The sequence below is a fragment of the Nonomuraea sp. NPDC050540 genome, from assembly GCF_044457485.1.
Lineage (GTDB): Bacteria > Actinomycetota > Actinomycetes > Streptosporangiales > Streptosporangiaceae > Nonomuraea.
Genome location: NZ_JBITHA010000010.1, coordinates 307,489 through 334,095, shown reverse-complemented (window position 1 = coordinate 334,095; position 26,607 = coordinate 307,489). Strand labels below are relative to the sequence as shown.

Here is a 26,607-nt window from a genome sequence, read left to right as displayed (position 1 = left end):
CCTGGGGCCATGACCCGAGCAGACAAGGACAAGCCCGTCGTCCTCTCCAAGATCTACACCCGCACCGGGGACGACGGGACGACCGCGCTCGCCGACATGAGCCGCGCCCCCAAGACCGACTCCCGCCTGGCCGCCTACGCCGACGCGGAGGAGGCCAACGCGGCGATCGGCCTGGCCCTGTCGTTCGGCACGCTCGCGCCGGAGATCGCGCAGGTGCTGGGCCGCGTCCAGAACGAGCTCTTCGACCTGGGCGCCGATCTGGCGACGCCGGTGGTGGCCGAACCGGAGTTCCCGCCGCTGCGGGTCGAGGCGTCCTACGTCGAGTGGCTGGAGGCGCGGTGCGACGCCTTCAACGCCCAGCTCGAACCGCTGCGCAGCTTCATCCTGCCCGGCGGTGACCCGGCCACCGCCCAGCTCCACGTGGCCCGCGTCACGGTCCGCCGGGCCGAGCGCACCGCCTGGGCCGCTTTGGAGACGCACGACGACATCAACCCGCTGACCGCCACCTACCTGAACCGGCTGTCGGACCTGTTGTTCATCCTGTGCAGGGTCGCCCACGACGGCTCCGAGATCCTCTGGAAGCCGGGCGGCACCCGCTAGGCGACGTCGAGGTAGGCGCTGGGCGGAGCCGACTCCAGCCACGCCAGGAAGCCCGTCAGGGCGTCCGCGCTCATCGCCAGCGACACCGGGCCGCAGTCGATGGCGTACAGGTCGTCGTCGAGCGGGCGGCGGTCGGAAACGACGAGGCCGCGCCTCGCGATCGCGTGGCGCGGCCTCAGTCGCACTCCGATGAGCGGGATCCAGTGGAGCTCCCCGTCGGCGTAGCGGGCTACCCCGCTGCGCCAGGAGCCGGACCCCTGTCGCAGCCGACAGGGCACACTCCCGCGTGTGCGCGCGAGCACCAGCCCGCGCAACACGATCAGGGCGGCGAACAGCAGCACACCGATCAATACCGTCAGCGCTGCCGCCATCGCCGCCCCCAAATGATCAGACGTCCTCGCCGGCCGCCTTCAGTCGAGCCCGCGCACGCTTGGCCTCGACTGCCGCGTCGGCATCCTCCTGGTTGCTCTCGATCGAGGCCTGAGCCCGCTCAAGAGCGTCGCGCGCAGCCGCGACGTCGACCTCGGAACCGAGCTCGGCCACCTCGGCGAGAACGGAGACCTCGTCGTCGGCCACGGAGATGAAACCCCCGTGGACCGCGGCGACCAGATCGCCCTCGCCCTCCCGCTTCACGCGCAGCACGCCGCCCTCGACGAGGACGCCGAGAACGGGTGCGTGTTGCGGCATAATACCGATCTCGCCGTCCACGGTCTTGGCAATCACCATGTCGGCCTCGCCCGACCAGATCTCACGCTCTGGCGAGACAACCCCTACGCGTAGCTTGGCCACGTTAGGTTCCCTTCCGGTCTCAAGATGCCGGTATCAGCGCTTGCTGACACCGGCATCGTCGGGCGATCAGCGCTCGAGTTCCTTGGCCTTCGCCACGGCCTGCTCGATGCCGCCGACCATGAAGAACGCCTGCTCGGGCAGGTGGTCGTACTCACCGGCGCACAGCCCCTTGAAGGAGGCGATGGTCTCGTCCAGCGGCACGTTCTCACCGGGCTGACCGGTGAACGCCTCGGCGGCGTACATCGGGTGCGACAGGAAGCGCTCGATGCGGCGGGCCCGGTTGACCGTGACCTTGTCCTCTTCGGACAGTTCGTCGATACCGAGGATCGCGATGATGTCCTGCAGTTCCTTGTACTTCTGCAGGATGCGCTTCGTCTCCTGGGCCACCGCGTAGTGCTCGGCGCCGACGATCTGCGGGTCGAGGATGCGGGAGCTGGAGTCGAGCGGGTCCACCGCGGGGTAGATGCCCTTCTCCGAGATCGGCCGCGACAGAACGGTCTGCGCGTCGAGGTGCGCGAACGCGTTGTGCGGAGCCGGGTCGGTGATGTCGTCCGCGGGCACGTAGATCGCCTGCATGGAGGTGATCGAGTGACCACGCGTCGAGGTGATGCGCTCCTGGAGCACACCCATCTCGTCGGCCAGCGTGGGCTGGTAACCCACGGCGGACGGCATGCGGCCGAGCAGCGTGGAGACCTCGGAACCGGCCTGCGTGAAGCGGAAGATGTTGTCGATGAACAGAAGCACGTCCTGCTTCTGCACGTCGCGGAAGTACTCCGCCATCGTCAGCGCCGACAGGGCCACGCGCAGACGGGTGCCCGGGGGCTCGTCCATCTGGCCGAAGACGAGCGCGGTGTCCTTGAGGACGTCCGCCTCCTCCATCTCCAGCCAGAGGTCGTTGCCCTCACGGGTACGCTCGCCGACGCCCGCGAAGCAGGACGTACCACCGAAGTTACGCGCGACTCGGCGGATCATCTCCTGGATCAGAACGGTCTTGCCGACACCGGCGCCACCGAACAGACCGATCTTGCCGCCCTGCACGTACGGGGTCAGCAGGTCGATGACCTTGATGCCGGTGACCAGCATCTCGGTACGGGACTCCAGCTGGTCGAACGCCGGGCTGGGGCGGTGGATGCCCCACTTCTCGGTGACCTTCAGGGAGGAGGTCGGCACGTCGAGGGACTCGCCGAGCGCGTTCCACACGTGACCCTTGACGACGTCGCCGACGGGCACCGAGATCGGCTCGCCGGAGTCGGTGACGGCGGAGCCGCGCACCAGGCCGTCGGTGGGCTGCATGGAGATCGCGCGGACCAGGTTGTCACCCAGGTGCTGGGCGACCTCCAGGGTCAGCTTCTTCGTCTCGCCGCCGAGCGTGACCTCGACGTTCAGCGCGTTGTAGATGTCGGGCATCGCCTCGACGGGGAACTCCACGTCGACGACGGGACCGTTGACACGAGCCACACGGCCCGTGCCGGTCGTGGTCTCAACAGCCTCTGCAGTCATTTCACTCTTTCCCCGCTGCGGCGTCGGCCAGCGCGTTGGCGCCACCGACGATCTCGCTGATTTCCTGGGTGATCTCGGCCTGGCGAGCCTGGTTCATCTGCTGGGTCAGAACCCGCATCAGCTCGTTGGCGTTGTCCGTCGCGGACTTCATCGCGCGCCGACGCGCGGCCTCCTCGGAGGCCGCCGACTGCAGCAGCGCGGTGAAGATACGGGACTCGACGTAGCGCGGCAGCAACGATTCCAGCACGTCGCCCGCGGTGGGCTCGAACTCGAAGTACGGCGGGATGGTGTCCGTCGCCGTGGCCTCGGTCTCTTCGATCTCAAGCGGCAGGATGCGCTTGACCACCACGTTCTGGGTGAGCATCGAGACGAACTCGGTCGAGACGATGTGGATCTCGTCGATCCCGTTGTCGTCCTTGAACGAGTCGATCAGCTCGCCCGCGATGGTCTTGGCGTCGCCGTAGGAGGGCTTCCTGGAGAAGCCGACCCACTGGCCGCCCATCGAACGCCCGCGGAAGGAGTGCCAGGTGACACCCTTGCGGCCGGTCACGAACGGGATGACCTCAAGCCCGCGGCCCGCCAGCAGCCCGCGCAGGGCCTCGGCCTCGCGCAGGACGTTGGCGTTGAAGCCACCGCAGAACCCGCTGTCGCTGGTGACGATGAGGACGCCCGCCTTGGCGGGGTTCTCCTTCGCCACCGTCAGGGGATGGTCGACGCTCGCCGCGTTGCTGACGACGCCGGTGACGGCGCGAGTGATCTCACGCTCGTACGGCAGCGCCGCGTGCATCCGCTGCTGCGCCCGCACGATCCGTGAGGAGGCGATGAGCTCCTGGGCGCGCGTGATCTTGGCGGTCGAGGTGACCGACTTGATCCGCCGCCGCAGCAGCCTTAGCTGGGCACCCATGGCCTACTTCTTCTCCGCCGACCGGACGACCTTTTTGATCTTCTCCTGGCCGACCTCGTCCGCGTCCAGCGGCGCGACCGGCTCGTCCTTGATCAGAAGCTCACCCGAGGAGGTGGTGAAGCCCTTCTTGAACTCCGTCACGCTGTCCTTGAGCGCGGTGACGGTGTCGTCCGACAGCTCGCGGGTCTCCCGGATGCTGTCGAAGATGCCCTTGTGCGCGCTCTGGATGTAGTCGAGGAACTCCGACTCGAAGCGGCGGATGTCCTCGACCGGGACCTCGTCGAGCTCACCGGTGGTGCCGGCCCACACCGACACGACCTCGCGCTCCAGCGAGAACGGGCTGTACTGGGGCTGCTTGAGCAGCTCGACCAGGCGCAGACCACGCTCGAGCTGAGCCTTGGAGGCGGCGTCGAGGTCGGAGGCGAACGCGGCGAAGGCCTCCAGGTCGCGGTACTGCGACAGGGCCAGACGGAGCGTACCGGCGACCTTGCGCATCGCCTTGGCCTGCGCGGAACCACCGACTCGGGAGACGGAGATACCGACGTTGATGGCAGGGCGGACACCGGCGTTGAACAGGTCGGTCTCAAGGAAGACCTGGCCGTCGGTGATGGAGATGACGTTGGTCGGGATGAACGCCGAGACGTCGTTGCCCTTGGTCTCGATGATCGGCAGACCGGTCATCGAGCCGCCGCCCATGTCGTCGGAGAGCTTGGCGCAGCGCTCCAGCAGGCGGGAGTGGAGGTAGAAGACGTCGCCGGGGAAGGCCTCACGGCCCGGCGGGCGGCGCAGCAGGAGGGAGACCGCGCGGTAGGCGTCGGCCTGCTTGGTCAGGTCGTCGAAGACGATCAGGACGTGCTTGCCCTGGTACATCCAGTGCTGGCCGATGGCCGAACCGGTGTAGGGGGCGAGGTACTTGTAGCCGGCGGCGTCGGACGCGGGAGCGGCCACGATGGTCGTGTACTCCAGCGCGCCCGCCTCCTCCAGGCGAGCCCTGACCTGCGCGATCGTCGAGCCCTTCTGGCCGACCGCGACGTAGACGCAGCGCACCTGCTTCTTCGGGTCGCCCGAGAGCCAGTTGTCGCGCTGGTTGAGGATGGTGTCCACGGCGATCGCGGTCTTGCCCGTGCCACGGTCGCCGATGATCAGCTGACGCTGGCCACGGCCGATCGCGGTCATGGCGTCGATCGCCTTGATGCCGGTGGCGAGGGACTCCTTCACCGGCTGGCGCTGGACGACACTGGGCGCCTGGAGCTCAAGGGCGCGCAGGCCCTCGGACTCGATGTGGCCCTTGCCGTCGAGCGGGTTGCCCAGGGGGTCGACCACGCGACCGAGGAAGTTGTCGCCGACGGGCACGGACAGGACCTCGCCCGTCCGGCGGACCGTCTGGCCTTCTTCGATCTTGCTGAAGTCGCCCAGGATAACGACACCGATCTCGCGGGTGTCGAGGTTCAGTGCCAGACCGCGCGTGCCGTCCTCGAACTCGAGCAGTTCGTTCGCCATCGCCGAGGGAAGGCCGGAGACGTGGGCGATGCCGTCGCCACAGTCGACGACGGTCCCGATCTCCTCGCGCGCGGCGCCTTCCGGTTCGTACGCCTGGACGAAGCGCTCAAGCGCGTCCCGGATCTCGTCCGGCCGGATCGTAAGCTCCGCCATCTCTACTCTGTCTCCCTATTCGCCTTAGCCGGCCAGCCGGCGGCGGACTTCTTCGATTCGTCCCACAATGGTGGTGTCGATGATCTCGTCGCCGATGCGGACCGAGAATCCACCGAGCACACGCGGATCCACCTCGACGTTCAGGTGCACGTCGCGGCCGTAGGAGCCGCGCAGCCACGCCGTCAGGCGCTGCTTCTGCTCCTCACTGAGCGCGACGGCGCTGCGCACCACCGCGACCAGGCGCTGCCGCTGCTGAGCGACCAGCTGCCCGTACTCCTCGAGGCCACCCTCCAGATTACGTCCTCGCGGGTGCGCGGCCAGCTGTGCGACCAGACGCAGCGTGGACGGTGCGACCTTGCCGCCGAGCAGGTCCCGCAGCAACTGCTGCTTGCCTTCGGCGGGCGCGGACGCGTCGGTGAGAGCGCGGCGCAGTTCGGGGTTGGCGGCGACGATGCGGCCGAAGCGGAAGAGCTCGTCCTCCACGTCGTCCAGCTTGCCCTGCCCCTCGGCCTCGGCGGCGGCGGCGACCACGCCGAGCCGCTCCAGCACGTCGGTCAGGTCCCCGGCCCGCGACCACCTGGCCGCGACCGCGGCCTCGACGGTGCTGAGGGTCGCGTCGCTGACCTTGCCCTGGAGCAGGCTGCGAAGGGTCTCCGCCTTCTGCCCCGCGGGCCTGGCCGGGTCGGAAAGGGCGCGGCGCAGGCCGTGCTCGCGGTCGAGCAGGTCGGTGACCGCGAACAGCTCGTCGGAGAGCGCGCCGAGGTCGGCGCTGCCGGCCGCGGCGTTGAAGCGCTCCTCGACCTCGGCCAGCGAGGTCCTGCTCAGACCCCTCATGTCTCGCTCCGCTCAGTGCGTCGGGTTCGCTCCGGCATCAGCGCACCGCCGCGGAGTTCTCGAGCTCGTCGAGGAACCGGTCGACGGTACGGCGCTGCCGGACCTCGTCCTCAAGGGACTCGCCGACGATGCGTCCGGCCAGATCGGTCGACAGGCGGCCGATCTCGTTGCGGAGCGAGGCGAACGCCGCCTGGCGGTCGGCCTCGATCTGGGCGTGCGCCGCCTCGACGAGACGACGGGCCTCGGCCTGCGCCTCCTCGCGGAGCTCGGCCTTGATCTGCGCGGCCTGCTCACGAGCTTCCTCGCGCAGACGAGCCGCCTCATGCCGGGCCTCGGCCAGCTGGTCGCGGTACTGCTGCTGCAGCGCCTGCGCCTCGGCCTGAGCTTCCTCCGCCCTCTTGATGCCACCTTCGATGGCATCGGTCCGCTCGGCCAGAGTCTTCTGGATGCGCGGGGTGAGGACCTTGATGAGGAAGAAAGCGACGACGGCGAACGCGAAGATACCGACGACGAGCTCGTACGTGTGCGGAAGGAGCGGGTTGTAACCCTCCTCCGCAGCGAGGAGCGTAGCTGCCTTAGTCATGGATGCAGCCTTTCGTCAGAGAGTCTTCTGATTACTTGATGCCCTGGAAGATGAACGGCGCGACCAGACCGATCAGGGCCAGGGCCTCGGTGAGGACGAAGCCGAGGAGCATGTTCTGGCGGATCAGGCCGTACGCCTCCGGCTGGCGGGCGATGGCCTGCACACCCTGACCGAAGATGATGCCGACGCCGATGCCGGGGCCGATGGCGGCGAGACCGTAACCGATGGCGGTGACGTTGCCGGAGACCTCAGCGAGAACGCTCATTGCTGTTTTCCTTTACTGGACGGCCGGTGAAGCGGAGTCTCACCGGTCACGGACTGTTCCGGTATGTGGTTCTCAGTGCTCCGCGTGCAGCGCGCCGCCGATGTACATCGAGGCCAGCATCGCGAAGAGGAATGCCTGCAGGAACTGGATGAACATCTCGAAGCCGGTGAAGACGATGGTCATCACCACACCGAGCACGCCGATCGGGGCACCCAGCGGGGTCAGCTTCTCGAACAGGAACCAGAAGCCCACCATGCTGAAGAAGGCCAGCAGCATGTGACCGGCGAACATGTTGGCGAACAGTCGCACCGCGTGCGTGAAAGGCGCGATGATCATGTTCGAGAGAAACTCGATCGGGGCCAGCAGGACGTAGATCGCCTTCGGCAGGCCGGGGGGGAACATCATGTTCTTGAAGTAGCCGACGGCACCCTGGTGCTTGACGCCGAGATACACCTTGATGACGTAGATGGTGATCGCGAGCACCGCGGGGAAGGCGATGTGCGAGGCGACGGGGAACTGGATGAAGGGCACGACGCCCATCAGGTTCCAGACCAGCACCAGGAAGAACATGCTCAGCAGCAGGCCCATCCAGCGGTCGGCGTCCTTGCCCAGGAAGGGCCGGGCGACCTGGTCGCGCACGAACATGTAGCCGTACTCGGCGACGTTCTGGATGCCCCTGGGCACGATCTTCGGCTTCGCGAAGGCCGCCCAGCAGAAGCCGATCACGATGACCGAGCTGAGGATCGCGAGGAGAACCGGCTTGGTGAACCAGGCGACCCCGGGAATGATCGGGGCAAGGTCGAACAGTGACTCGGGCGTCGGCGCCCCGAACTCGCCAGGAGTGTCGGCGGCCAGGACCGTCAGCGCATTCACGCGGCGTCCCCTTCAACGTCGTAGTGGATCACAAGGGTTTCCTCAGCGAAGCGATCGCCAGGTGGGGTCAGCGACCGTACTTCCGGTAGACCAGGTAGACGGCGAGAGCGACCCCCACGACAATGCCTATGGGGAAGAGCGCGGACGTGCCGAACCAGCGGTCCAGCAACCAGCCCGCACCGCCGTAGATCGCCATCCCGGAGAGAAGGTAGCTGGGAATCGACCACGCGGCGTTGGCGAAGTCCTGGCCGTCGTCTTCGGGCCGGCGCTTCTTCTCTTCGCTCATCGCGCGCCCGACGATAGCAGGCAAGCAGAGGACTAGTCATATCGGACCCGCCCCTTTACCTTGCTCATGAGTCGCCCTGGCCCGGGACTTTGGCGTCGGGGTCCACGTAAAGCATCTTCGTCTTCATGAAGGCCCTGACTTCGGCCGCGGTCCACACGATCGTGCAGATCACGACGCTCCAGGCGAAGGCCCGCGGGTTCCACGCGGTGGTGTCACCGAACGTGGAGAGCATGACCATGATGACGACGACTTTGACGAGGTAGCTGACCATGGCGGCGGCGGCCATCATCTGCGGGGAGATTCTGGCGGCGTACGAGACGACCACCACGCTGATGCTGAAGAAGACACCGACCAGCGCGAGCCCGACCAGGGCTCCGATGGCTCCTTTACCCCCCGCGAGGAAGAAGGCCACGATGGCGGCAACGGCGCCCACGACCAGCGTGGGCAGCGCGGCGCTTTTGAGTACGCGCACGTCGTTGGCCTGCATCGGTGCTCCCGTAGCGAGTTATCAAGCGAGCGTTTGCTACCCCCAGAGCCGGTGCGTCCGGGGGGCCTTGCTCGTGAAAGATATCACAAGCTCATGGAAGACCGCTTTTACCTGCCGTTTCTAGTTCGCGATCATGAACCGCCGGGGAACGCCTGAACAGTGTTGCGCTCCTGGTTGGGAGACGGGCGGCGTACCTGCTGGGTGACCTCGTCGAACGGCTGGATGACGGGCATCGGGCCGGTCGGCGGGCCGTCGTCGTCATCGCCGGAGTCGCCACGCGAGGCGGCGTGCGCGCCGCCGCGGCCGCGGAATCGGGGCAGCGCCATCATGACCAGCACGCCGAGTGCGAGCAGAATCACAATCGGGAAGAGCAGGATCGGCACCCCGAAGACCGACATCGTCACCAGGCCGAAGGCGAACAGGACCGTCCACGCGTACATGATCAGGACCGTGCGGCGCTGCGAGTGGCCGATGTCGAGCAGCCGGTGGTGCAGGTGACCCCGGTCGGGCGCGAACGGGGACATGCCGTGGGACGTGCGTCTGACCACGGCGGTTATCAGGTCCGTCAGCGGCAGGACCAGCACGGCCACCGGCAGCAGCAGCGGCACCAGCGTGCCGAACTTGTTGATGCCCTCGAAGGAGAACGGGTCGAGCGGGGTCACCGTGATGAGCGAGCCGGCCAGCACCAGGCCCAGCAGCATCGCGCCGGTGTCGCCCATGAAGATCTTGGCCGGGTGGAAGTTGTGCGGCAGGAATCCCAGGCACATGCCGATGAGGATCGCCGTGATGGCCGCGGTGGTGCTGATGCGGGTCTGCTCGATGGCCTGTTCGAGGAAGATCGAATACATCCAGGTGGCCGCGGCGGCGATGCCGACGATGCCGGCCGCCAGACCGTCGAGGCCGTCGACGAAGTTCACCGCGTTGATGGCGACGACCACGATCAGGATCGTCACGACCGTGCTCAGGTTGTAGTCGAGCACATAGGCGCCGCCCCAACTGTCGGGCAGCGGGATCGAGGTCAGCCGCATGTCGAAGAAGACCATGACGCCCGCCGCCGCGATCTGGCCGCCCAGCTTGATGAAGGGGTCCATGCCCCACCAGTCGTCCAGGAAGCCGGTCAGCGTGATCACACCGCCCGCCACGATCAGCGCCAGTGTGGTCTGGTCCTCCGCCAGGACCTGGCCGGTGCGATTGAGGTTGCCCGCCACCAGCAGGCCCGCGACCAGGCCGAAGTACATGGCGAGACCGCCCAGGCGCGGGGTCGGCGTGGTGTGCACGTCGCGCTCGCGAACCTCGGGCATCGCTCCGATGCGAATGGCAAAGCGACGGACCAGCGGCACGAGAAGAAACGTCACCGCCGCCGCGACCAACGCCATGAAGAGGTATTCGCGCACGGGCACCAGTTTCCCGGATCCTCCGGCCTGCTGTGACCGGAAAACGACACAGAACAGCTTATAATTCGCTGAGATAAGGCTGGTGTATGACCAGCAGCTCCGAAACCCGTCTCCGCACTTCAGCGACAGTGTCCGGATATCTCACCGCCTGCGCCACGAGTGTTGCCACTTCTTTCAGCTCCTCGGGTCCCATGCCCTGCGTGGTGACGCAGGGCGTGCCGACCCTGACTCCTGACGTGACGGCAGGTGGTTCGGGATCATACGGGATCACGTTGCGGTTCAGGGTGATCGCGGCCGCCGCGCACCGGCGTTCCGCCTCCGCCCCGGTGACGCCCAGCCCGCGCAGGTCGATCAGCGCCAGGTGGCTGTCGGTGCCGCCGGACACCGGGCGCATGCCCTCCTCCGCGAGCGTGTCGCACAGCGCCCTCGCGTTGTCGACCACCCGTCTGGCGTAGTCGGCGAACTCCGGCCGCAGCGCCTCACCGAACGCCACCGCCTTCGCCGCGACGGCGTGCATCAGCGGCCCGCCCTGCACGAACGGGAAGACCGCCCGGTCCACACGCGCCGCGACCTCGCGCGTGCAGAGGATGCCGCCGCCGCGCGGGCCGCGCAGCGCCTTGTGCGTGGTGAAGGTGACCACGTCCGCGTACGGCACCGCGCTCGGGATCGCACCCCCCGCCATCAGCCCGATCGTGTGCGCCACGTCGGCCAGCAGCCAGGCCCCGACCTCGTCGGCGATGTCGCGGAAGATCGAGAAGTTGACCAGGCGCGGGTAGGCGGTGGCGCCGCAGACGATCACTTTCGGCCGGTGGCGCAGGGCCAGCGCCCTGACTTCGTCGTAGTCGATGAGTTCGGTGTCGCGCCGCACGCCGTACGCGATCACGTCGAACCATTTTCCGGAGAAGTTCACCTTCGAACCATGCGTGAGGTGGCCGCCGTGCGGCAGCGCCATGGCCAGCATCGTGTCGCCCGGCTGCAGCAGCGCGGCATAGGCGGCCAGGTTCGCCGAGGCGCCCGAGTGCGGCTGGACGTTGGCGTGCTCGGCCCCGAACAACTCCTTGGCCCGGGAGATCGCCAGCCGCTCCGCCCGGTCCACGACTTCGCAGCCGCCGTAGTAGCGGCGTCCCGGATAACCCTCCGCGTACTTGTTCGTGAGGGTCGAACCCAGGGCGGCGAGCACGGCGGGCGAGGTGAAGTTCTCGCTCGCGATCAGCTGGATCCCGCCGCGCACCCGGTCGAGCTCGTCGAGCAACACCTGGGCGATCTCGGGATCCTGCTGCTGCAGCAGGCCGAAGTCTGGCCCGTAGTAGGGCATTTTCTCAATGTACGCCCGTTTCCCTCACCCGACGCGGGCCCCCCTCGCACCACGCGCCGGAGCCCCGTCAGGAGAAGGCATGCGGCGCCCCGGCCGAGCTCGGCACCCAGCGCGGCGTGTCCGCCGCCTCGTCGCTGATCGCGGTCAGCACCGCCTGCCGGTAGAGGCCCAGCCGGGTACGCCACTCCGCGAGATCCTCGACGTAGCGCGCCCCCACCGGGGCATCCCACGTCTGCGGGCTCCTGGCGAGCTGGTAGGCCTTGTCCAGAGAGGTCGTCAGCGACTCCAGCAGCGGCATGACGGCCTGCCAGGCGGTCACCAGGCGCTGGTACTCGGGATTGAACTCCCAGGCCCTCGGCTGGCCGTCCAGGGCGCCGGAGGCGGTGGCGGGCGGGGTCTCGCCGGGCTGGCGGGGCTGGGGGGCGGGCGGGTCCACGTACATCAGCGACTCCTCTCGCCCGGCTCCACCGCACCCGGCGGGCCGTCAGGCCGAATGTCCTCAGGCACCCACTCCCCCGTGCCCCACTCCCCCTTGGGCACCTCCACACTCGGCATCTCCATCGGCTGGACGTCGCGCACGTTGTCCATGAGCGTCTTGAGCGCCGCGGGGTCGAGCGGCTCGGCGTCCGCGGACACCACATCGCCGCCGTCCCCGGCCCACTGCTGCGGCCCCGCACTGCCCGCCGCGGGGCTGCCGTTCGCCGGGGTGCTGTACTCGGTCCCGGTACGGTCGCCGTTCCCCACTCCGGTACGGTCCCCCGTCGGCACCGTCTGATCACGGTCACCGGAGGTCACCGGGGTACCGGGATCGGCCTTGTCGCCAGGTGCGGTGTCGTTCCCGCCGGTCTTCGCGCAGTCGCCCTGCCCACCGGAGGTGCCCGAGGGCGAGTCGCCGACGGGCTGATTGCCCACGGGGTGGGCCGGGTTGCCGGGCGTGTCCTGAGGCTGACCGCCCACGGGCTGGGCCGGCGTGGCCGGGTTGCCGTAGGCGTCGGAGGTCCCGGGCGGGTTGCCGACCGGCTGAGCGGGAGTGGCCGGGCTGTCGGAGGTCTCTCGTGGTGTGGCCGGGTTGCCGTCGGGGTTCGGGGTCGTGGTGGGGTTGCCGGGGTCGAGGGAGCCCGGTGGGCCGTCGGGTTTGATGTCCTGCGGCGCCCACTGGCCGTTGCCCCACTCCCCCTTGGGCACCTCCACGCCGGGCATGTCCATCGGCTGGACGTCCCTGACGTTCTCGATCAGCGCCTTCAGGGCGGCGGGGTCGATCGGCCTGGCGTCCGCGGAGACCACGTCGCTGCCGTCGTTCGCCCAGGTGCCGAGGCCACCGGCGTCGACCGTCTTCCCGCCGGGCTGGATCTGGCCCGGAGTGGTGTCGCCGGCGAGCGTGGGCGTGTCCTGGGGCTGGATGTCGTCGATGTTCCTGATCAGCTCCTCCAGCTCCTCGGCTGTGGGCGGATCGAGGGGAACCTGGAGGACCTTCACGCCGTCCACCTCGACGACCTGCGGCTTGGTCGGGTCGAGAGGAGGTTCGGCGCCCCGGTCGCGCCTGCTGTCACGCTCGTCGTCCTTGGGCTCGTCACCCTTGACCGGGTCGTCCTTCTTGTCGTTCTTGTTCTCGTCGGAGGCCGCGACGTCATCGCTCTTGGGATCCGGCTTGTCGTCACCCTTCGGATCCGGCTTGTCCTCGGTCTTGACGTCCGGCTTGTCGTCCGTCTTCACATCGGGCTTGTCGTCCGTCTTGACGTCGGGCTTGTCGTCACCCTTCGGATCCGGCTTGTCGTCGGTCTTGGCGTCCGGCTTCGGATCGTCCGCCCTGGGGTTGTCGTAGCGCGAGCGGTCCTCCCCGCGCTCTTCCTTCGGCTCGTCCTCGGGACCGGTGGGGGTCTTGGCGCCGTCCTTGGGCTCGTCGTTCCCGCCCAGGACACGCACCGGGTCCTTGCCCGCGTCCGCCCTCCGAGGCGCGTCCTCACGCTTCTCCAGCGTCGCCAGCCGGGTGTTGACGTCCTTGGACATCGTGTCGATGGCCTCGGCGACCTGCCCCGGCCGATGCATGGCCCGGGTGGCCAGCCCCGCCCCGCTCATCACCTGGGCGACCCGGCCCTCGATCGCGCGCAGTTCCCCCGCCGCCTGCTTCACCTCGGCCAGCAGGTCACGCACCAGCTTCGGGTCCATGCCGTCGAACTTGCCCATGGGCGAGCCACCTCCGGGCACCACGGTAGGCCGCCCGTGTCCCCTGTGACTCGCGTGATAAACAGCGGGTATCGCTGGGATCAGCCCTCGGTGGCGACGTACCCGACAATCCCCCGCAACTTCTCCACCGGGATCGCCCCGCCCCGCAGCAGTCGCGGCACCGCGGTGGTCAGGTCGAGGATGGTCGAGGGCGTGTTGTCATTGGTCGGTCCGGCGTCCAGGTAGACGGCCACGGACTCGCCGAGCTGGTCCTCCGCCTCCTCCGCGGTGGTGGCGGCGGGCGAGCCGGAGCGGTTGGCGCTGGAGACGGCCATCGGGCCGGTCTCCTTCAGCAGGTCGAGGGCGATCGGGTGGAGCGGCATGCGCAGCGCCACCGTGCCCTTCGTGTCGCCGAGGTCCCACGACAGCGACCGGTTGGCCTTGCACACGATCGTCAGCGGGCCGGGCCAGAAGGCGTCGATGAGGTCCTGGCCGTAGGGGCCGAGGTCCTCGACCAGGGCGTTGGCCGCGCGTACGGTGCCGACCAGCACGGGCGGCGGCATCTCGCGGCCGCGGCCCTTGGCCTCCAGCAGCGCGGTGACGGCGCTCTGGGTGAAGGCGTCGGCGCCGATGCCGTAGACGGTGTCGGTCGGCAGCACCACGAGCTCGCCCCTGCGCACCGCGTTGGCGGCCTCGGTCAGGCCTTCGGCCTTCTGGTCGGCGTCCGAGCAGTCAAATCGTCGTCCCACGGCGCTGTCGGCCTCTCTGCGTTCTGAATGGGCGGTGCTCGCCCGCATCCTAGTCCTGGGCCAGCCTGGCGGTGACGAACCTGTCTCGCCGGGTGAGATCCTGGCGCAGGCGTACGTCCCGCCAGCCATTGTCCTCGGGGAAGGTCAGGTAGACCGACCGGCCCTGCTGGTCGGCGTGCTCGACCGCGACCCAGCCGCCCGGCCGCAACAGCCGGAACGCCGTACGCTCCACCGCCCTGACCTCGTCGAGCCCGTCGTCGCCGGTGCCGTACAGCGCCCGCGAGGGATCGTAGTCGCGCACCTCGGGGTCACGCGGGATCGCGCCGGGCGGGATGTAGGGCGGGTTGGAGATCACCATGTCGACGGTGCCGTTGAGCTCGGGCAGCGCCTCCGCGAGGTCGTCGGGGTGCAGGTGGACGCGGCCCTGACCGTGCTCGGCGATGTTGCGCTTGGCCCACGTGTACGCGCCGGGGTCGACCTCGACCGCATGGACCTCGGCCAGCGAGACCTCCTGGGCGATGGACAGGGCGATCGCGCCGGAGCCGGTGCCGAGGTCGACGACGAGCGGCTGGGTGACGTCCATGGCCCGCAGGGTCTCGATGGCCCATCCCGCCATGACCTCGGTCTCCGGCCGCGGGACGAAGACGCCGGGGCCGACCTCAAGCTCCAGGTAGCGGAAGTAGGCGTGGCCGGTGATGTGCTGAAGGGGCTCGCGCGCCTCGCGCCTGGCGATGCCCTCCCAGAACAGGGCGTCGAAGTCGCCGTCCTTGACCGTGTGCAGCTCGCTTCTGCGCACGCCGTGGACGAACGCCGCGATCTCCTCCGCGTCGGTGCGCGGCGACGGCACACCGGCCTCGGCCAGCCGGGCCGTTGCGTGTGCGATCTCGTCCAGCAGAAATGTCATGAGTGTTGTGCGAGCTTCTCCGCCGTTTCGGCGTCGATCAGAGCCTGGGTGACGGCGTTGAGCTCGCCGTCGAGGACCTGGTCGAGGTTATACGCCTTGAAGCCGACGCGGTGGTCGGAGATGCGGTTCTCCGGGTAGTTGTAGGTGCGGATGCGCTCGGAACGGTCGACGGTGCGGACCTGCGACTTGCGCTCGGCCTGCGCGGCGGCGTCGGCCTCCTCCTGGGCGATGGCCAGCAGGCGGGCGCGCAGGATGCGCAGCGCCGACTCCTTGTTCTGCAGCTGGCTCTTCTCGTTCTGGCAGGAGACGACCACGCCCGTGGGCACGTGGGTGATGCGCACCGCGGAGTCGGTGGTGTTGACGCTCTGGCCGCCGGGTCCGCTGGAGCGGTAGACGTCGATGCGCAGGTCGTTGGGGTCGATCTGGACGTCGACCTCCTCCGCCTCCGGATAGATGAGCACGCCCGCGGCGCTGGTGTGGATCCGGCCCTGCGACTCAGTGGCGGGCACCCGCTGGACGCGGTGGACGCCGCCCTCGTACTTGAGCCTGGACCACACGCCCTCGTCGCCCTTGGCCCGGATGCCGACGGTGACGTCCTTGTAGCCGCCGAGGTCGGAGTGCTGGGCCTCGATGACCTCGGTCTTCCAGCCCAGGCGCTCGGCGTAGCGCAGGTACATCCGCAGCAGGTCGCCGGCGAACAGCGCCGACTCCTCCCCGCCCTCACCGGCCTTGATCTCCATGATGATGTCCTTGTCATCATTGGGATCGCGCGGGATGAGCAGGTGGCGGAGCTTCTCCTCCAACTGCGGGATGCGGGCCGCGAGCTCCTCGGCCTCGGTGGCGAACGCCTCGTCCTCGCTCGCGAGCTCCTTGGCGGCGCTGAGGTCGTCGCGCACGCTCTCCAGCTCGCGGTAGGTGCCGACGATCGGGGTCAGGTGGCGGTAACGCTTGCCGAGCGTGCGGGCCTTGGACTGGTCAGCGTGCACGGCGGGATCGGCGAGCTGCGTCTCCAGCTCCGCGTACTCCTTGAGCAACTCGTCCAGGTTCACCGTGGTCCCTTATGTCGTCCGTGCCGGCCGTATCACCAAGAACGCCGACCCGGCGCACCTGTGAGTGCGTCGGGCCGGCGTCAGGGGAGCTACTTGCTCTGGGCCTTCTTGCCGAAGCGCTGCTCGAAGCGCGCCACCCGGCCACCGGTGTCCAGGATCTTCTGCTTGCCCGTGTAGAACGGGTGGCAGGCCGAGCACACGTCGGCGTGGATGACGCCGTTCTTCGCGGTGCTGCGGGTCGTGAAGGAGTTACCGCACGTGCAGGTCACCTGCGTGACGTGGTACTCCGGGTGGATGTCGCTCTTCATGTGAGTCCTTTCGGGGTGCGGTCGCCGGGTCGCCTCAGCTGCTCTGCGCGCGGTCGCACACTGGATGTGGTGCGCGCGGCGGGAACCGGTACCGCTTCGGTTCAGCTACCAGTGTGCCAGACGTTGCAACCATCCCAGGCCACCAGGCATTCCCCGGATCTTGATGCCCGGCTCACCCCTGTCACACTAGGCTCCCGCGCATCAATCATTAGTTTTCCTCCCATAAAGGACATCAAAAGCGATGATGAGAAAGGTGCGGTTGCTGCTCGCGACCGCCACGGGGGCCGCCGTTCTCCTCGGAGGCGCCGGAGTCACAGCCACGGCTGCCGGAGCCTCCACCTCCCTGACCGCCCGCACCGCGGCAGGGGACATCACGGGCGTCTCCGCCGGCAACACCTACGTGCCGAGCGAAGGAACCGTCCAGGCCGGCATCAACTTCACGGTCAAGGACCCGCTGGGCACCGACCCGAACACCACGGTCCCGGCCGGCGTGACCGCCGAGATCTCGCCGCCCGGCAAGGGCGCCCGTTCGGTGAACGTCTCCTACAGCCAGCCGTCCAAGGGGAGCGACGGCAGACTGCCCACCTCGGCGGCCGGCACGGGATCGTTCAGCATCTCCAGCGACGACCCGGCCGGCGACTGGTCGCTGACGTTCAAGGTCAGCCGCGGCGGATCGATCAGCTCCGACTCCTTCACCGTCAACGTGACGGGCAAGAAGGCGAGCATCAGCGCCTCGGTGACGCCCGACCCCGTCAACCTCAAGAAGGGCCGCGAGGTCCAGGTCGACGTACGCGCCAGGGTCAAGGACGCCGGCTCGGTCAGCGCCCGCCTGGTCAGCGACGACACCAGCGAGTACTACGACCTCGGCACCCTGAGCCAGGACGGCTACGGCATCTACACCGGCAGCACGTTCTTCAGCGACGACACCGAGCCCGGCACGTGGACCCTGGAGGTGACCGCGACCCGGGGCAGCGAGACGTTCAAGGGCGAGGTCGCCTTCACCGTCAACGAGCCCGAGGGCGGCGTCTCCAAGAAGGCCAAGTCCAAGGTGACCCTCTCCCTGCAGAAGAAGGGCACGAAGGTCAAGGCGTACGGCAAGGCCACCCGCGCCGGCAAGGCCTACAAGGGCAAGGTGCTGGCCGTCTACTACAAGGCCAAGGGCGCCAAGACGTACAAGCGCATCGCGTTCGTGAAGACGGACTCGGCCGGCAAGTACAGCACCAAGGTCAAGATCAAGAAGGACGGCTACGTCAAGGTGAAGGTCTCGGGCACCAGCAAGACCAGGAGCGCCTGGTCACCGCAGAAGTTCGTGAACATCAAGTAGCCCGCGTCGGCTGAAACGGCCCGCGCCCTCTCCGGCGCGGGCCGTTTCAGCGCCCGAGGTAGGCCAGCACCGCCAGCACCCGGCGGTGGTCGTCGGGCGCCTGGCCGAGCGAGAGCTTGGCGAAGATGCCGGAGATGTGCTTCTCCACGGCCCCTTCCTTGACCGAGAGCCTGGCAGCGATGGCGGTGTTGGAGCGTCCCTCGGCCATGAGCGCCAGGACCTCGCGCTCGCGCGGAGACAGCGTGTCCATGGCCGTGCCCCTGCGCTGCCTGCCCAGGAGCTGCAGCACCACCTCGGGGTCGATGACCGTGCCGCCCTCCGCCACCTGCCGCACCACCGCCAGGAACTCGGCCACGTCGGAGATCCGCTCCTTCAGCAGGTAGCCCACGCCGGGGCCGATGAGCTCGGCCGCGTAGCGCTCCTCCACGTACTGCGACAGCACGAGGATCGGGAAGTCCGGCCGCCGCGCCCGCACGTCGAGGGCGGCGCGCAGGCCCTCGTCGGTGTTGCTCGGCGGCATGCGCACGTCCACGATCGCCAGGTCGGGCCGGTGGTGTTCGACCGCGCTGATCAGCGAAGGGCCGTCGCCCACCGCCGCCGCCGTCTCGATGCCGCCGTCGGCAAGCAGGCGGGCCAGGCCCTCACGCAGCAGCACCGAGTCCTCGGCGATCACCACTCGCATGCGCCCATGACTACCACTCACACGGCAGTTCCGCGCGAACCAGCGTGGGCCCGCCCACCGGACTGTTCAGCACGAGCACGCCGTCGATGGTCGCCGCCCGGTCGGCCAGCCCTGCCAGGCCGCCGCCGTGGCGCAGGGTCGCGCCGCCGATGCCGTTGTCCCAGACCTCGACGGTGACCATCTGACCCGCGCGTACGACCCGTACCGACGCCTCCGTGGCCGCCGCGTGCTTGGACATGTTGGCCAGCGACTCGGCCACGATGTAGTAGGCGATGCTCTCCACGGCCGCAGGGGGCCGCTCGCCGACGTCCACGGTCGCGTCGACCCCGATCGGCGCCCGCGCGGCCAGAGCCGACAGGGCGGCGTCCAGGCCCCGGTCGGTGAGGATCGCCGGATGGATGCCGCGCGCCAGGTCGCGCAGCTCGGCGATCGCGGCCCTGGTGCCCGTGTGAGCCTGCGCGATGAGCTCCTTGGCCTGCTCCGGATCGTCGTCCAGCTTGGTGCGCGCCCGTCCCAGGTCCATGGCGACCGACAGCAGCAGCAGTTGCGCCCCGTCGTGCAGGTCGCGCTCGATCCTGCGCCGCTCGGCCTCGGCCGCGTCGATGCCCCTGGCCCGGCTGGCCCGCAGCCGCTCCTCCTCGCCGCCGCCCAGCAGCGCCGCCGCGAGCGTCCCGTGCAGCAGACTCAGCCCACGCACCGCGTACGCCAGCACCGCCACCATCACGAACCCCACCAGAACAGCGATCGCCCGCTCCAGAGGCGTGTTCACCACGAAGGCCTCGCCGATCATCAGCTCTTCCCGGAACGGCGCGAGAATCAGCGCGACCGACATGCTTCCGAGCACGATCACGACGATGAACTCCAGCAGGCTCAGCGGCGCGAGCAGAATCAGATACCCCAGATCCCGCCAGGTGGCCGGATCCCGGAAGAGCCACTTGAGATGGTTCATGACGCCCCGCTCGGGCCGCCGCCGATAGGGATCCCGGATCCGCACCCCGAACGCCAGCCACAGCAGCCGCCGTTCCAGCATCGCCGCGCCACGCCAGACGAGCACGGTCACCAGCAGCAACGGGAACCCGACCCAGACCGCCATCATGACCAGCGAGATCGTGCTCCCGAACGCCACGACCAGAAACCAGGTCAGCCCAAAGAACAAACTCACCAGCAGGTACGGCACCGCCCGCCAGGTACGCGGATCGACCACGACTCCGACCGGCCCGCTGGGCCCCAGCGGCACCCGCTCACGCAACGGCACATCCACGGTTCCAGCGTGCCCGGGGCAACGACATCCGTGAATGCCGGTGGCGCCCGCATCAAGGTGGGGTTAACCCCCGCATCCAGCCAAACCCCAGCATTGGACCCTGGAGATCCGGTGCCCTCGGACCCCACGGAGGTCCGGCGAGCCGGACGGCCGGAGGATTCCGAAGAGCCGAAGGGTCCGGGAGAGCCGGGGGCTTCGGGGGGTTCTGGAAGTACGGAGGGCCGGCTTGACCGTGCCGCTGGGATACGTGCCTTGTGGCGGTGGGGTGGAGGTGCGGCGGCGGGCGCACGGTTGCGGTGGTGCGCCGACGGCGGCGGGCGGTGGTCCTGGCGGCTTTGCCGTAACTCCAAGGGCACGCAACGACGGACGGGACGCAAAAGGGCGGCGGGAAGAATCCCCGCCGCCCTCAAGCACCGCCGTCTAGTCGCGGTCGTTGCTCACGGTGGTCTTCTGGACCTGGAGGAGGAACTCCGCGTTGGACTTCGTCTCCTTCATCTTCTCCAGAAGCAGTTCGAGCGCCTGCTGCATGTCGAGCGCGTGGAGCACCCGGCGCAGCTTCCAGACGATCTGCAGCTCGTCCTTGGCCATGAGGATCTCTTCCTTACGGGTGCTGGACGCGTCGACGTCCACCGCGGGGAAGATGCGCTTGTCGGCCAGGGAGCGGCTGAGCTTGAGCTCCATGTTGCCGGTGCCCTTGAACTCCTCGAAGATGACCTCGTCCATCTTGGACCCGGTCTCGACCAGGGCCGTGGCGAGGATCGTCAGCGAGCCGCCGTTCTCGATGTTGCGGGCGGCGCCGAAGAAGCGCTTGGGCGGGTACAGAGCGGTGGAGTCGACACCACCGGACAGGATCCGGCCCGACGCGGGGGCGGCCAGGTTGTAGGCGCGGCCCAGACGGGTGATCGAGTCCAGCAGCACGACCACGTCGTGGCCCAGCTCCACCAGACGCTTGGCGCGCTCGATGGCGAGCTCGGCGACGGTGGTGTGGTCCTCGGCGGGACGGTCGAAGGTGGAGTGAATGACCTCACCCTTGACCGAGCGCTGCATGTCGGTGACTTCTTCGGGACGCTCGTCCACGAGCACGACCATCAGGTGGCACTCGGGGTTGTTGCGCGTGATCGAGTTGGCGATCGCCTGCAGCACCATCGTCTTACCGGCCTTCGGCGGCGAGACGATCAGGCCGCGCTGGCCCTTGCCGATCGGGGAGACCAGGTCGATGATCCTGGTCGTCATGATGTTCGGCTCGGTCTCCAGGCGCAGGCGGTCCTGCGGGTAGAGCGGCGTCAGCTTGTTGAAGTCCGGACGGCTGCGCGCCTGCTCCGGGTCCATGCCGTTGACGGTGTCGAGGCGGACCAGGGCGTTGAACTTCTCGCGGCGCTCGCCGTCGCGCGGCTGCCGGACGGCGCCGGTGACGACGTCGCCCTTGCGCAGGCCGTTGCGGCGGATCTGGGCCAGCGACACGTAGACGTCGTTGGAGCCGGGCAGGTAGCCGCTCGTCCGCACGAAGGCGTAGTTGTCGAGGATGTCGAGGATGCCGGCGATCGGGATGAGCACGTCGTCGTCGCCGATGACCGGCTCGTTGCTGTCGAAGCGGTCGCGGCCACGGCCACGGTTGCGCTCACGGAAACGGCCACGCCGCCCGCGCCCGCGCTCGTCGTCGTCGGCCCCGCCGCGCGGGTCGCCGCCGCGGGGGTCGCCGCCGCGCTGGTCACCGCCACGGGTGTCGCCGCCACGGGGGTCACTGCCGCGCTGGTCGTTGCCGCGCTGGTCACCGCGGCTGCCCGCGTCCACCGCGCGCTGGTCGGCACGGCCGCCTTCGCCACGGTCGTTCCCCGCACGCTCGCCACGGTCGCTCCCGCGCTCGCCACGGTCACCGCCGCGGTCCCCACGGTCGCCGCGCTCACCGCGGTCGCCCACACGGTCACCGCGGTCGCCGCGCTCACGGCGCTCGCCGCGGGTGCGGCGCTCACGGCGGCTCTCCCGGTCGCCGCGGTCACCGCGGTCGCCACGGGAGTCGCCCTGGGGGTCGCTCTGAACGGCCTCGGCGGCCGGCTGCTGCTGCTCCACCACGGCGGGAGCCGCGGCGACGACCGGCTCGGCCGGGGCGGCGGCGGCCACCGGCTCAGGGGCCGTGACCACCGGTTCTGCTACGGGTGCGCTGGTCTCCTCGGTGCTCTTGGCCCGGGAACGTTCCCTCCTCGCGCGGGTGGGCCGCTCGGCGGCGGGCGCCTCGGCCACGGCCGCCGGAGCCTCCGCGACGGGCGGAGCCGCCGGGGCGCTGTCACCGGAACCGCCACCCTGCTTCTCCTGGATGGCCGCGATCAGCTGGCTCTTCCGCATGCGTCCGGTCCCGCTGATGCCGAGCTCGGCAGCGATCTTCTGCAGCTCGGGCAGCACCTTGGCGGACAGGCCGGTGCCGGAGCGACGCGCACGCGGCTTGGCCGCGGCACGAGTGGGGGTGTCGCCGGACGCGGGCTGCGCAGACGCGCCCGATGCGTCGGAGAGGAGTTCGGTGGTGTCGCTCAACTAAAAGGTCCTTCCCAGGGGTCGGGCGCCGGCTTTGCTGTACCGGGCGTCCCGGAGGTGCTGTCGATCCGGCGGGACAGACCGGGTCGGGATGCACGCTGCGATCTTCGGCCGCCGCGCAGGTCGGCCGCCACGATTGGGGAGGGGTTCGTCCAGGCCGCCACAGGACGGTGGCGCATGGAGGACACCCCCCAGATTGCTGTCGCCAGCCAGATGTCGAGGTGATTCGAACGCGCAGATCCCCATAGTCGTCGTCTCGTGGTGAACCAACCGGGTGTAGGTCCATGGGAGACGCCGGGTTCCGGGGAGACAGCCGCGCTGCCCACGCCTCGCGACGTGCAGCATGAAGCAGCGATGTGTGGCTGACAAGCACGCACCCACCAAGGGGGCATCTGGTGCGGCTATCAGCCTAACATCACCAGCGCACACGGCTATTCCCTGAAGGTCTAAAGAGGCATCAGCGTGTCTCGGGGAACTGAACGTTCGCACCATCCGGGTCGACGTCCATTAGCTGGATGTGCCAGTCATTACCCACTTCTGGCGCGATCAAATCCTGCGTATCCGGTGTGGAAAACGCAAGAACCGTGGGGCCCGCTCCCGAAACGACCGCGGGCACGCCCACCGCACGCAGACGTTCTACCAGATCCGCGCTGTCGCGCATCGCAGGCGCGCGGTATTTCTGGTGGAGACGATCTTCGGTGGCGGCGAGCAGCAGGTCACTCTCCGGACGCAGGGTGAGCGCGGCGATCAGCAGCGCGGCCCGGCCGGCGTTGAAGGAAGCGTCCTTGTGGGGCACGTCCTTCGGAAGCAGCCCTCGAGCGGTCTCCGTGGACACCCGTGCCGATGGGACGAGCACGACCGGACGGATTCTCGCATCGGGGGTGACTTTCACCATATGCGGTGATCCCCCATGGTCGGTCCACGAAATCGTGAGATTTCCGGTCAAACATGGGGCGACGTTGTCCGGGTGGCCTTCCATCTCCGTGGCCAGGGCGAACACCTCATCGTCCGACAGCGTGCGCGCGCCGTCCGGCGATGTTCGCTGAGAGCCGAGAGCGCGCGCGGCGAGAATGCCCGCGCAGATGGCCGCCGACGACGATCCCAGCCCGCGCGCGTGCGGGATGCGGTTACGGCAGCGCAGCCGGATGCCGGCGGGCTGCTCCATACCCATCCGGTCGAACGCCTTGCGCATGGCCTTGACGACCAGATGGCCCTCGCCCAGGTCGAGCTCGCCCTCCCCCTGGCCTTCGACGGTGACCTGGACGCGGTCTCCCGTGAGTTCGGCCTCGACCTCGTCGTACAGGCCGAGCGCGAGGCCGAGCGTGTCGAAGCCGGGACCGAGGTTCGCGGAGGTCGCGGGCACGCGAACAGTGATCAATGTGTTGTTTCCCTCAGATCGCGTGGTCAGGCGAGGTTGAGCGCGCCCGCCGCGGCGTGGACGTCGATGGGGATCGTCACCGGGGCCGGAGCGCCGGAGATGGCCCAGTCGGGGTCCTTCAGTCCGTTGCCGGTGACCGTGCAGACGATGCGCCGGCCGGGCTCGACCAGGCCGGCGGCGTGGGCCTGCAGGAGTCCTGCCACGCTCGCCGCCGAGGCCAGCTCGACGAAGACGCCCTCTTCCTGCGCCAGCAGCTTGTACGCGGCCGCGATCTGGCGGTCGGTCACCGACTGGATGACGCCGCCGGAGTCGTCCCTGGCCGCCTCGGCGAGCTGCCAGGAGGCCGGGTTGCCGATGCGGATGGCCGTGGCGATCGTGTGCGGGCGGGCCACCGGCGCGCCGTTGACGATCGGGGCCGCGCCGCTGGCCTGGAAGCCGAACATGCGCGGACGCCGCGTGGAGACGCCGTCCTGCGCGTACTCCTGGTAACCCATCCAGTACGCCGAGATGTTGCCCGCGTTGCCCACCGGGATGCAGTGGATGTCGGGCGCGTCGCCCAGCGTGTCGACGATCTCGAAGGCGGCGGTCTTCTGGCCCTGGAGCCGGAAGGGGTTGACGGAGTTGACCAGCGCGATGGGGTACTCGGACGACAGCTTGCGCGTCATCTCCAGGCAGTCGTCGAAGGAGCCCTCGACCTGCAGCAGCGTCGCCCCGTGGACGAGCGCCTGGGCCAGCTTGCCCATCGCGATCTTGCCGCGCGGCACGAGCACCGCGCAGGTGAGCCCGGCGCGCACCGCGTAGGCGGCGGCGGAGGCGGAGGTGTTGCCGGTGGAGGCGCAGATGACGGCCTTGGCGCCCTCTTCGACGGCCTTGCTGATGGCCATCGTCATGCCGCGGTCCTTGAAGCTGCCCGTCGGGTTGGCGCCCTCGACCTTGAGGTAGACGTCGCAGCCGGTCAGCGCGGAGACCCGGTGCGCGGGCACCAGCGGCGTGCCGCCCTCGAGCAGCGTGACGACGGGCGTCGTCGTGGTGACCGGAAGACGCTCTCGGTACTCCTCGATGAGGCCACGCCACGACCTAGCCATGATGACTCCCTACCTGCGGTGTTGGGCACCGAGTGTACGGGCTTCCGGCTCGGGACGAGGATCCGAGTCCACAGCGTGGACACCACGCCTTTTCAGGAAATATTCAGCAACCCCGGCTAAGGTTTCCGGCCAGGGGGTCATCGACTATGAACGCGCGTCCTGCTGTGCGGCAGAACGACTTTTCACCGCTCACACCGCCGGAGCTGGGCGCTTGGTCGCCGTCGCTGTCGGTGAGCGTCGTGATTCCGGCCCATGGCGGGCCGTACCTGGAGTTCGCGCTGGCGGCGCTGGCCGCGCAGACCTATCCGGACCACCTCATGGAGGTCCTGGTCGTCGACGACGGCAGCCGTCCGGCGATCGAGCTGCCGGAGATCCGGCCGTTCAACACCCGGATCGTGCGGGTCACGGATGGATGGGGCATCTCCAACGCGGTCAACACCGGCGCGCTGGCCGCCGACGGCGAGATCATCCAGCGGCTCGACGCCGACATGGTGCCCTGCCGCGAGCACATCGAGGCGCTCGCCCGCTGGCACCACGTGACCGACTATCTGGTCACGATCGGCATGAAGCGCTTCGTCGAGCCGCCGCCGCTCAAGGCCGAGCAGATCTACCGGGCGGGACACCTGGAAGAGCTGTTCGACCTGGACGCCGCCGTGGCCAGTTCCACCGAGGCGACGATCGCCAAGACCGACGGGCTGCGCAAGAGCCGCAATCCCTACCACGTGTGCACAGGGCCGACGCTCGCCCTTCCCAGGGAGATCTTCCACGCCGTCGGCGGTCTCGACCCGAACGTGCACCGAGGCGGCGACACCGAGTTCGCCTACCGGCTGGCGATGCACGGCGTGGTGTTCATCCCGGACGAGGCAGCCAAAGCAGTGCATCTCGGGCTTCCGGCGCAGCGGGTGGACAAGGACCGGGTCGTGCAGGCCGTCGAACCGGCTTTCTCGCACCGGATCCCGCTCCGCCGCGACCTGCGCAAGGATCGGGGCCGGCGGTGGCTGGTGCCGTACGTGGAGATCGTGTTCGAGGTGGGCGACACCCCCGCGGCCGTCGTACGGCAGGCCGTGGCGGCCGCCCTCGACGGCAAGCTGCAGGACGTCGTCGTGACGCTGGTGGCGCCGTGGTCGACGCTGCGCGACGAGCGCCGATCGGTTCTGGGCGACCCGAGCTTCGAACTGCGCATGATGCGCGACCTGTTCGCCTACGACGACCGCATCCGCCTCATCGACGAGGCCGCGCCGACGCCCGCGCCCATCCCGTTCCGCTACCGGGGGCCGGTGGACGTGCCGCTGCACCGGGCGACGCTGGAGCGGATGGTGGAGACGGTTCAGAAGGACCTCGACGGGGTGCTCGTGGTCGACGTGGGCGCCGGGCGAAGCGCACGGCTTGAGCGCACGTCGGCGCTCGCGCGGGCCGTGTTGCTGGCGGGCGTCTCGGACGACCTGGACGCCGTGATCGACCAGACCCATGGTGTACGGCACGCCGCCCCGGCCCGCTACTGGCCCCCGCCGCCCCTGCCAGAAGCCCCACCCACCGGTGCGAAGGCACCCGAGCCGGTCCAGATCCCCGCGGTCCCGGCGGTTCCCACGGAGGAGAAGACCCTCCTGAACCGCCTCAAGTCCGCCCTCCGCCCCAACTGACCGACACACCGAGCTTTCCGCACAAGGCCACCAAACCGCCCTGTCACCCCCCGGT

General features: G+C 69.1%; 27 protein-coding genes. 3 read left to right on the top strand and 24 right to left on the bottom strand.

The window, feature by feature from the left end; all coding sequences use genetic code 11:
- Window positions 1–9: 9 nt before the first annotated feature.
- Window positions 10–600 carry a cob(I)yrinic acid a,c-diamide adenosyltransferase gene (locus tag ACIBI5_RS32485; protein ID WP_397252540.1) on the top strand — a complete coding sequence of 197 codons (591 nt, stop codon included), beginning with the start codon at window positions 10–12 and terminating at the stop codon, window positions 598–600.
- Here the strand turns inward: ACIBI5_RS32485 and ACIBI5_RS32480 are convergent.
- The 19 genes from ACIBI5_RS32480 to rpmE form a co-directional block, all read right to left on the bottom strand.
- Entirely contained in the window at window positions 597–971 is a 375-nt protein-coding gene (locus ACIBI5_RS32480; protein WP_184965940.1) for a DUF2550 domain-containing protein, read from the bottom strand. The genes ACIBI5_RS32485 and ACIBI5_RS32480 overlap by 4 nt on opposite strands.
- A 16-nt stretch (window positions 972–987) precedes the next feature.
- A complete protein-coding gene (locus tag ACIBI5_RS32475) occupies window positions 988–1,389 on the bottom strand; it encodes a F0F1 ATP synthase subunit epsilon (protein WP_184965942.1) in 402 nt (133 codons plus the stop codon).
- Between the two features lie 66 nt (window positions 1,390–1,455).
- On the bottom strand, window positions 1,456–2,889 hold the full coding sequence (gene atpD, locus ACIBI5_RS32470) for a F0F1 ATP synthase subunit beta (RefSeq protein ID WP_379609106.1): 1,434 nt from the start codon (window positions 2,887–2,889) through the stop codon (window positions 1,456–1,458).
- A 1-nt stretch (window position 2,890) separates the two neighbouring features.
- Window positions 2,891–3,793: a F0F1 ATP synthase subunit gamma gene (locus tag ACIBI5_RS32465; RefSeq protein ID WP_397252539.1), complete on the bottom strand. Its 903-nt coding sequence runs from the start codon at window positions 3,791–3,793 to the stop codon at window positions 2,891–2,893.
- Between the two features lie 3 nt (window positions 3,794–3,796).
- The gene (gene atpA / locus ACIBI5_RS32460) at window positions 3,797–5,446 is read right to left on the bottom strand and encodes a F0F1 ATP synthase subunit alpha (protein ID WP_397252538.1); all 1,650 of its coding nucleotides are present in this window, start codon (window positions 5,444–5,446) and stop codon (window positions 3,797–3,799) included.
- A 24-nt stretch (window positions 5,447–5,470) separates the two neighbouring features.
- Complete coding sequence (locus ACIBI5_RS32455; protein WP_397252537.1) at window positions 5,471–6,280, bottom strand: F0F1 ATP synthase subunit delta; 810 nt, start codon at window positions 6,278–6,280, stop codon at window positions 5,471–5,473.
- A 37-nt stretch (window positions 6,281–6,317) separates the two neighbouring features.
- Window positions 6,318–6,863 (bottom strand): F0F1 ATP synthase subunit B, encoded by a 546-nt coding sequence (locus ACIBI5_RS32450; protein ID WP_397252536.1) that lies wholly within the window; start codon window positions 6,861–6,863, stop codon window positions 6,318–6,320.
- 31 nt (window positions 6,864–6,894) lie between these two features.
- Window positions 6,895–7,128 carry an ATP synthase F0 subunit C gene (gene atpE, locus ACIBI5_RS32445; protein ID WP_036327412.1) on the bottom strand — a complete coding sequence of 78 codons (234 nt, stop codon included), beginning with the start codon at window positions 7,126–7,128 and terminating at the stop codon, window positions 6,895–6,897.
- A 72-nt stretch (window positions 7,129–7,200) separates the two neighbouring features.
- On the bottom strand, window positions 7,201–8,001 hold the full coding sequence (gene atpB / locus ACIBI5_RS32440) for a F0F1 ATP synthase subunit A (RefSeq protein WP_397252535.1): 801 nt from the start codon (window positions 7,999–8,001) through the stop codon (window positions 7,201–7,203).
- Window positions 8,002–8,068: 67 nt separating this feature from the next.
- Window positions 8,069–8,287 (bottom strand): AtpZ/AtpI family protein, encoded by a 219-nt coding sequence (locus tag ACIBI5_RS32435; RefSeq protein WP_379609100.1) that lies wholly within the window; start codon window positions 8,285–8,287, stop codon window positions 8,069–8,071.
- Window positions 8,288–8,351: 64 nt separating this feature from the next.
- Window positions 8,352–8,774: a hypothetical protein gene (locus ACIBI5_RS32430; protein WP_397252534.1), complete on the bottom strand. Its 423-nt coding sequence runs from the start codon at window positions 8,772–8,774 to the stop codon at window positions 8,352–8,354.
- Between the two features lie 131 nt (window positions 8,775–8,905).
- On the bottom strand, window positions 8,906–10,075 hold the full coding sequence (locus ACIBI5_RS32425) for an MraY family glycosyltransferase (RefSeq protein WP_397252533.1): 1,170 nt from the start codon (window positions 10,073–10,075) through the stop codon (window positions 8,906–8,908).
- A gap of 151 nt (window positions 10,076–10,226) precedes the next feature.
- Window positions 10,227–11,483: a serine hydroxymethyltransferase gene (gene glyA, locus ACIBI5_RS32420; protein WP_397252532.1), complete on the bottom strand. Its 1,257-nt coding sequence runs from the start codon at window positions 11,481–11,483 to the stop codon at window positions 10,227–10,229.
- A gap of 67 nt (window positions 11,484–11,550) precedes the next feature.
- Window positions 11,551–11,925, bottom strand: a complete 375-nt coding sequence (locus tag ACIBI5_RS32415; RefSeq protein ID WP_397252531.1) for a hypothetical protein — start codon at window positions 11,923–11,925, stop codon at window positions 11,551–11,553.
- Window positions 11,925–13,667: a hypothetical protein gene (locus ACIBI5_RS32410; protein ID WP_397252530.1), complete on the bottom strand. Its 1,743-nt coding sequence runs from the start codon at window positions 13,665–13,667 to the stop codon at window positions 11,925–11,927. The genes ACIBI5_RS32415 and ACIBI5_RS32410 overlap by 1 nt, the downstream gene beginning before the upstream one ends.
- An 80-nt stretch (window positions 13,668–13,747) precedes the next feature.
- Window positions 13,748–14,395: an L-threonylcarbamoyladenylate synthase gene (locus ACIBI5_RS32405; protein ID WP_397252529.1), complete on the bottom strand. Its 648-nt coding sequence runs from the start codon at window positions 14,393–14,395 to the stop codon at window positions 13,748–13,750.
- A gap of 49 nt (window positions 14,396–14,444) precedes the next feature.
- Window positions 14,445–15,299: a peptide chain release factor N(5)-glutamine methyltransferase gene (gene prmC, locus ACIBI5_RS32400; RefSeq protein WP_379609094.1), complete on the bottom strand. Its 855-nt coding sequence runs from the start codon at window positions 15,297–15,299 to the stop codon at window positions 14,445–14,447.
- Window positions 15,296–16,348, bottom strand: coding sequence for a peptide chain release factor 1 (gene prfA / locus ACIBI5_RS32395; protein ID WP_397252528.1), 1,053 nt, complete (start codon window positions 16,346–16,348; stop codon window positions 15,296–15,298). The genes prmC and prfA overlap by 4 nt, the downstream gene beginning before the upstream one ends.
- Before the next feature lie 89 nt (window positions 16,349–16,437).
- A complete protein-coding gene (rpmE, locus tag ACIBI5_RS32390; protein ID WP_184965973.1) occupies window positions 16,438–16,656 on the bottom strand; it encodes a 50S ribosomal protein L31 in 219 nt (72 codons plus the stop codon).
- Window positions 16,657–16,897: 241 nt separating this feature from the next.
- Between rpmE and ACIBI5_RS32385 the strand changes: the two genes are divergently transcribed.
- On the top strand, window positions 16,898–17,980 hold the full coding sequence (locus tag ACIBI5_RS32385; RefSeq protein ID WP_397252527.1) for a hypothetical protein: 1,083 nt from the start codon (window positions 16,898–16,900) through the stop codon (window positions 17,978–17,980).
- 46 nt (window positions 17,981–18,026) lie between these two features.
- Here ACIBI5_RS32385 and ACIBI5_RS32380 read toward each other — a convergent pair whose 3' ends face one another.
- From ACIBI5_RS32380 to thrC, 5 genes are all read right to left on the bottom strand, one after another.
- Window positions 18,027–18,662 (bottom strand): response regulator, encoded by a 636-nt coding sequence (locus ACIBI5_RS32380; RefSeq protein WP_397252526.1) that lies wholly within the window; start codon window positions 18,660–18,662, stop codon window positions 18,027–18,029.
- Window positions 18,663–18,672: 10 nt separating this feature from the next.
- Entirely contained in the window at window positions 18,673–19,923 is a 1,251-nt protein-coding gene (locus tag ACIBI5_RS32375) for a sensor histidine kinase (protein WP_397252525.1), read from the bottom strand.
- A 420-nt stretch (window positions 19,924–20,343) separates the two neighbouring features.
- The gene (rho, locus tag ACIBI5_RS32370; protein ID WP_397252524.1) at window positions 20,344–22,449 is read right to left on the bottom strand and encodes a transcription termination factor Rho; all 2,106 of its coding nucleotides are present in this window, start codon (window positions 22,447–22,449) and stop codon (window positions 20,344–20,346) included.
- Between the two features lie 457 nt (window positions 22,450–22,906).
- On the bottom strand, window positions 22,907–23,827 hold the full coding sequence (gene thrB / locus ACIBI5_RS32365; RefSeq protein WP_397252523.1) for a homoserine kinase: 921 nt from the start codon (window positions 23,825–23,827) through the stop codon (window positions 22,907–22,909).
- A 26-nt stretch (window positions 23,828–23,853) separates the two neighbouring features.
- Window positions 23,854–24,912, bottom strand: coding sequence for a threonine synthase (gene thrC / locus ACIBI5_RS32360; protein WP_397252522.1), 1,059 nt, complete (start codon window positions 24,910–24,912; stop codon window positions 23,854–23,856).
- 239 nt (window positions 24,913–25,151) lie between these two features.
- On the opposite strand from thrC, the gene ACIBI5_RS32355 reads away from it, so the two are divergent.
- The gene (locus ACIBI5_RS32355; RefSeq protein WP_397252521.1) at window positions 25,152–26,552 is read left to right on the top strand and encodes a glycosyltransferase; all 1,401 of its coding nucleotides are present in this window, start codon (window positions 25,152–25,154) and stop codon (window positions 26,550–26,552) included.
- Window positions 26,553–26,607: the final 55 nt, after the last annotated feature.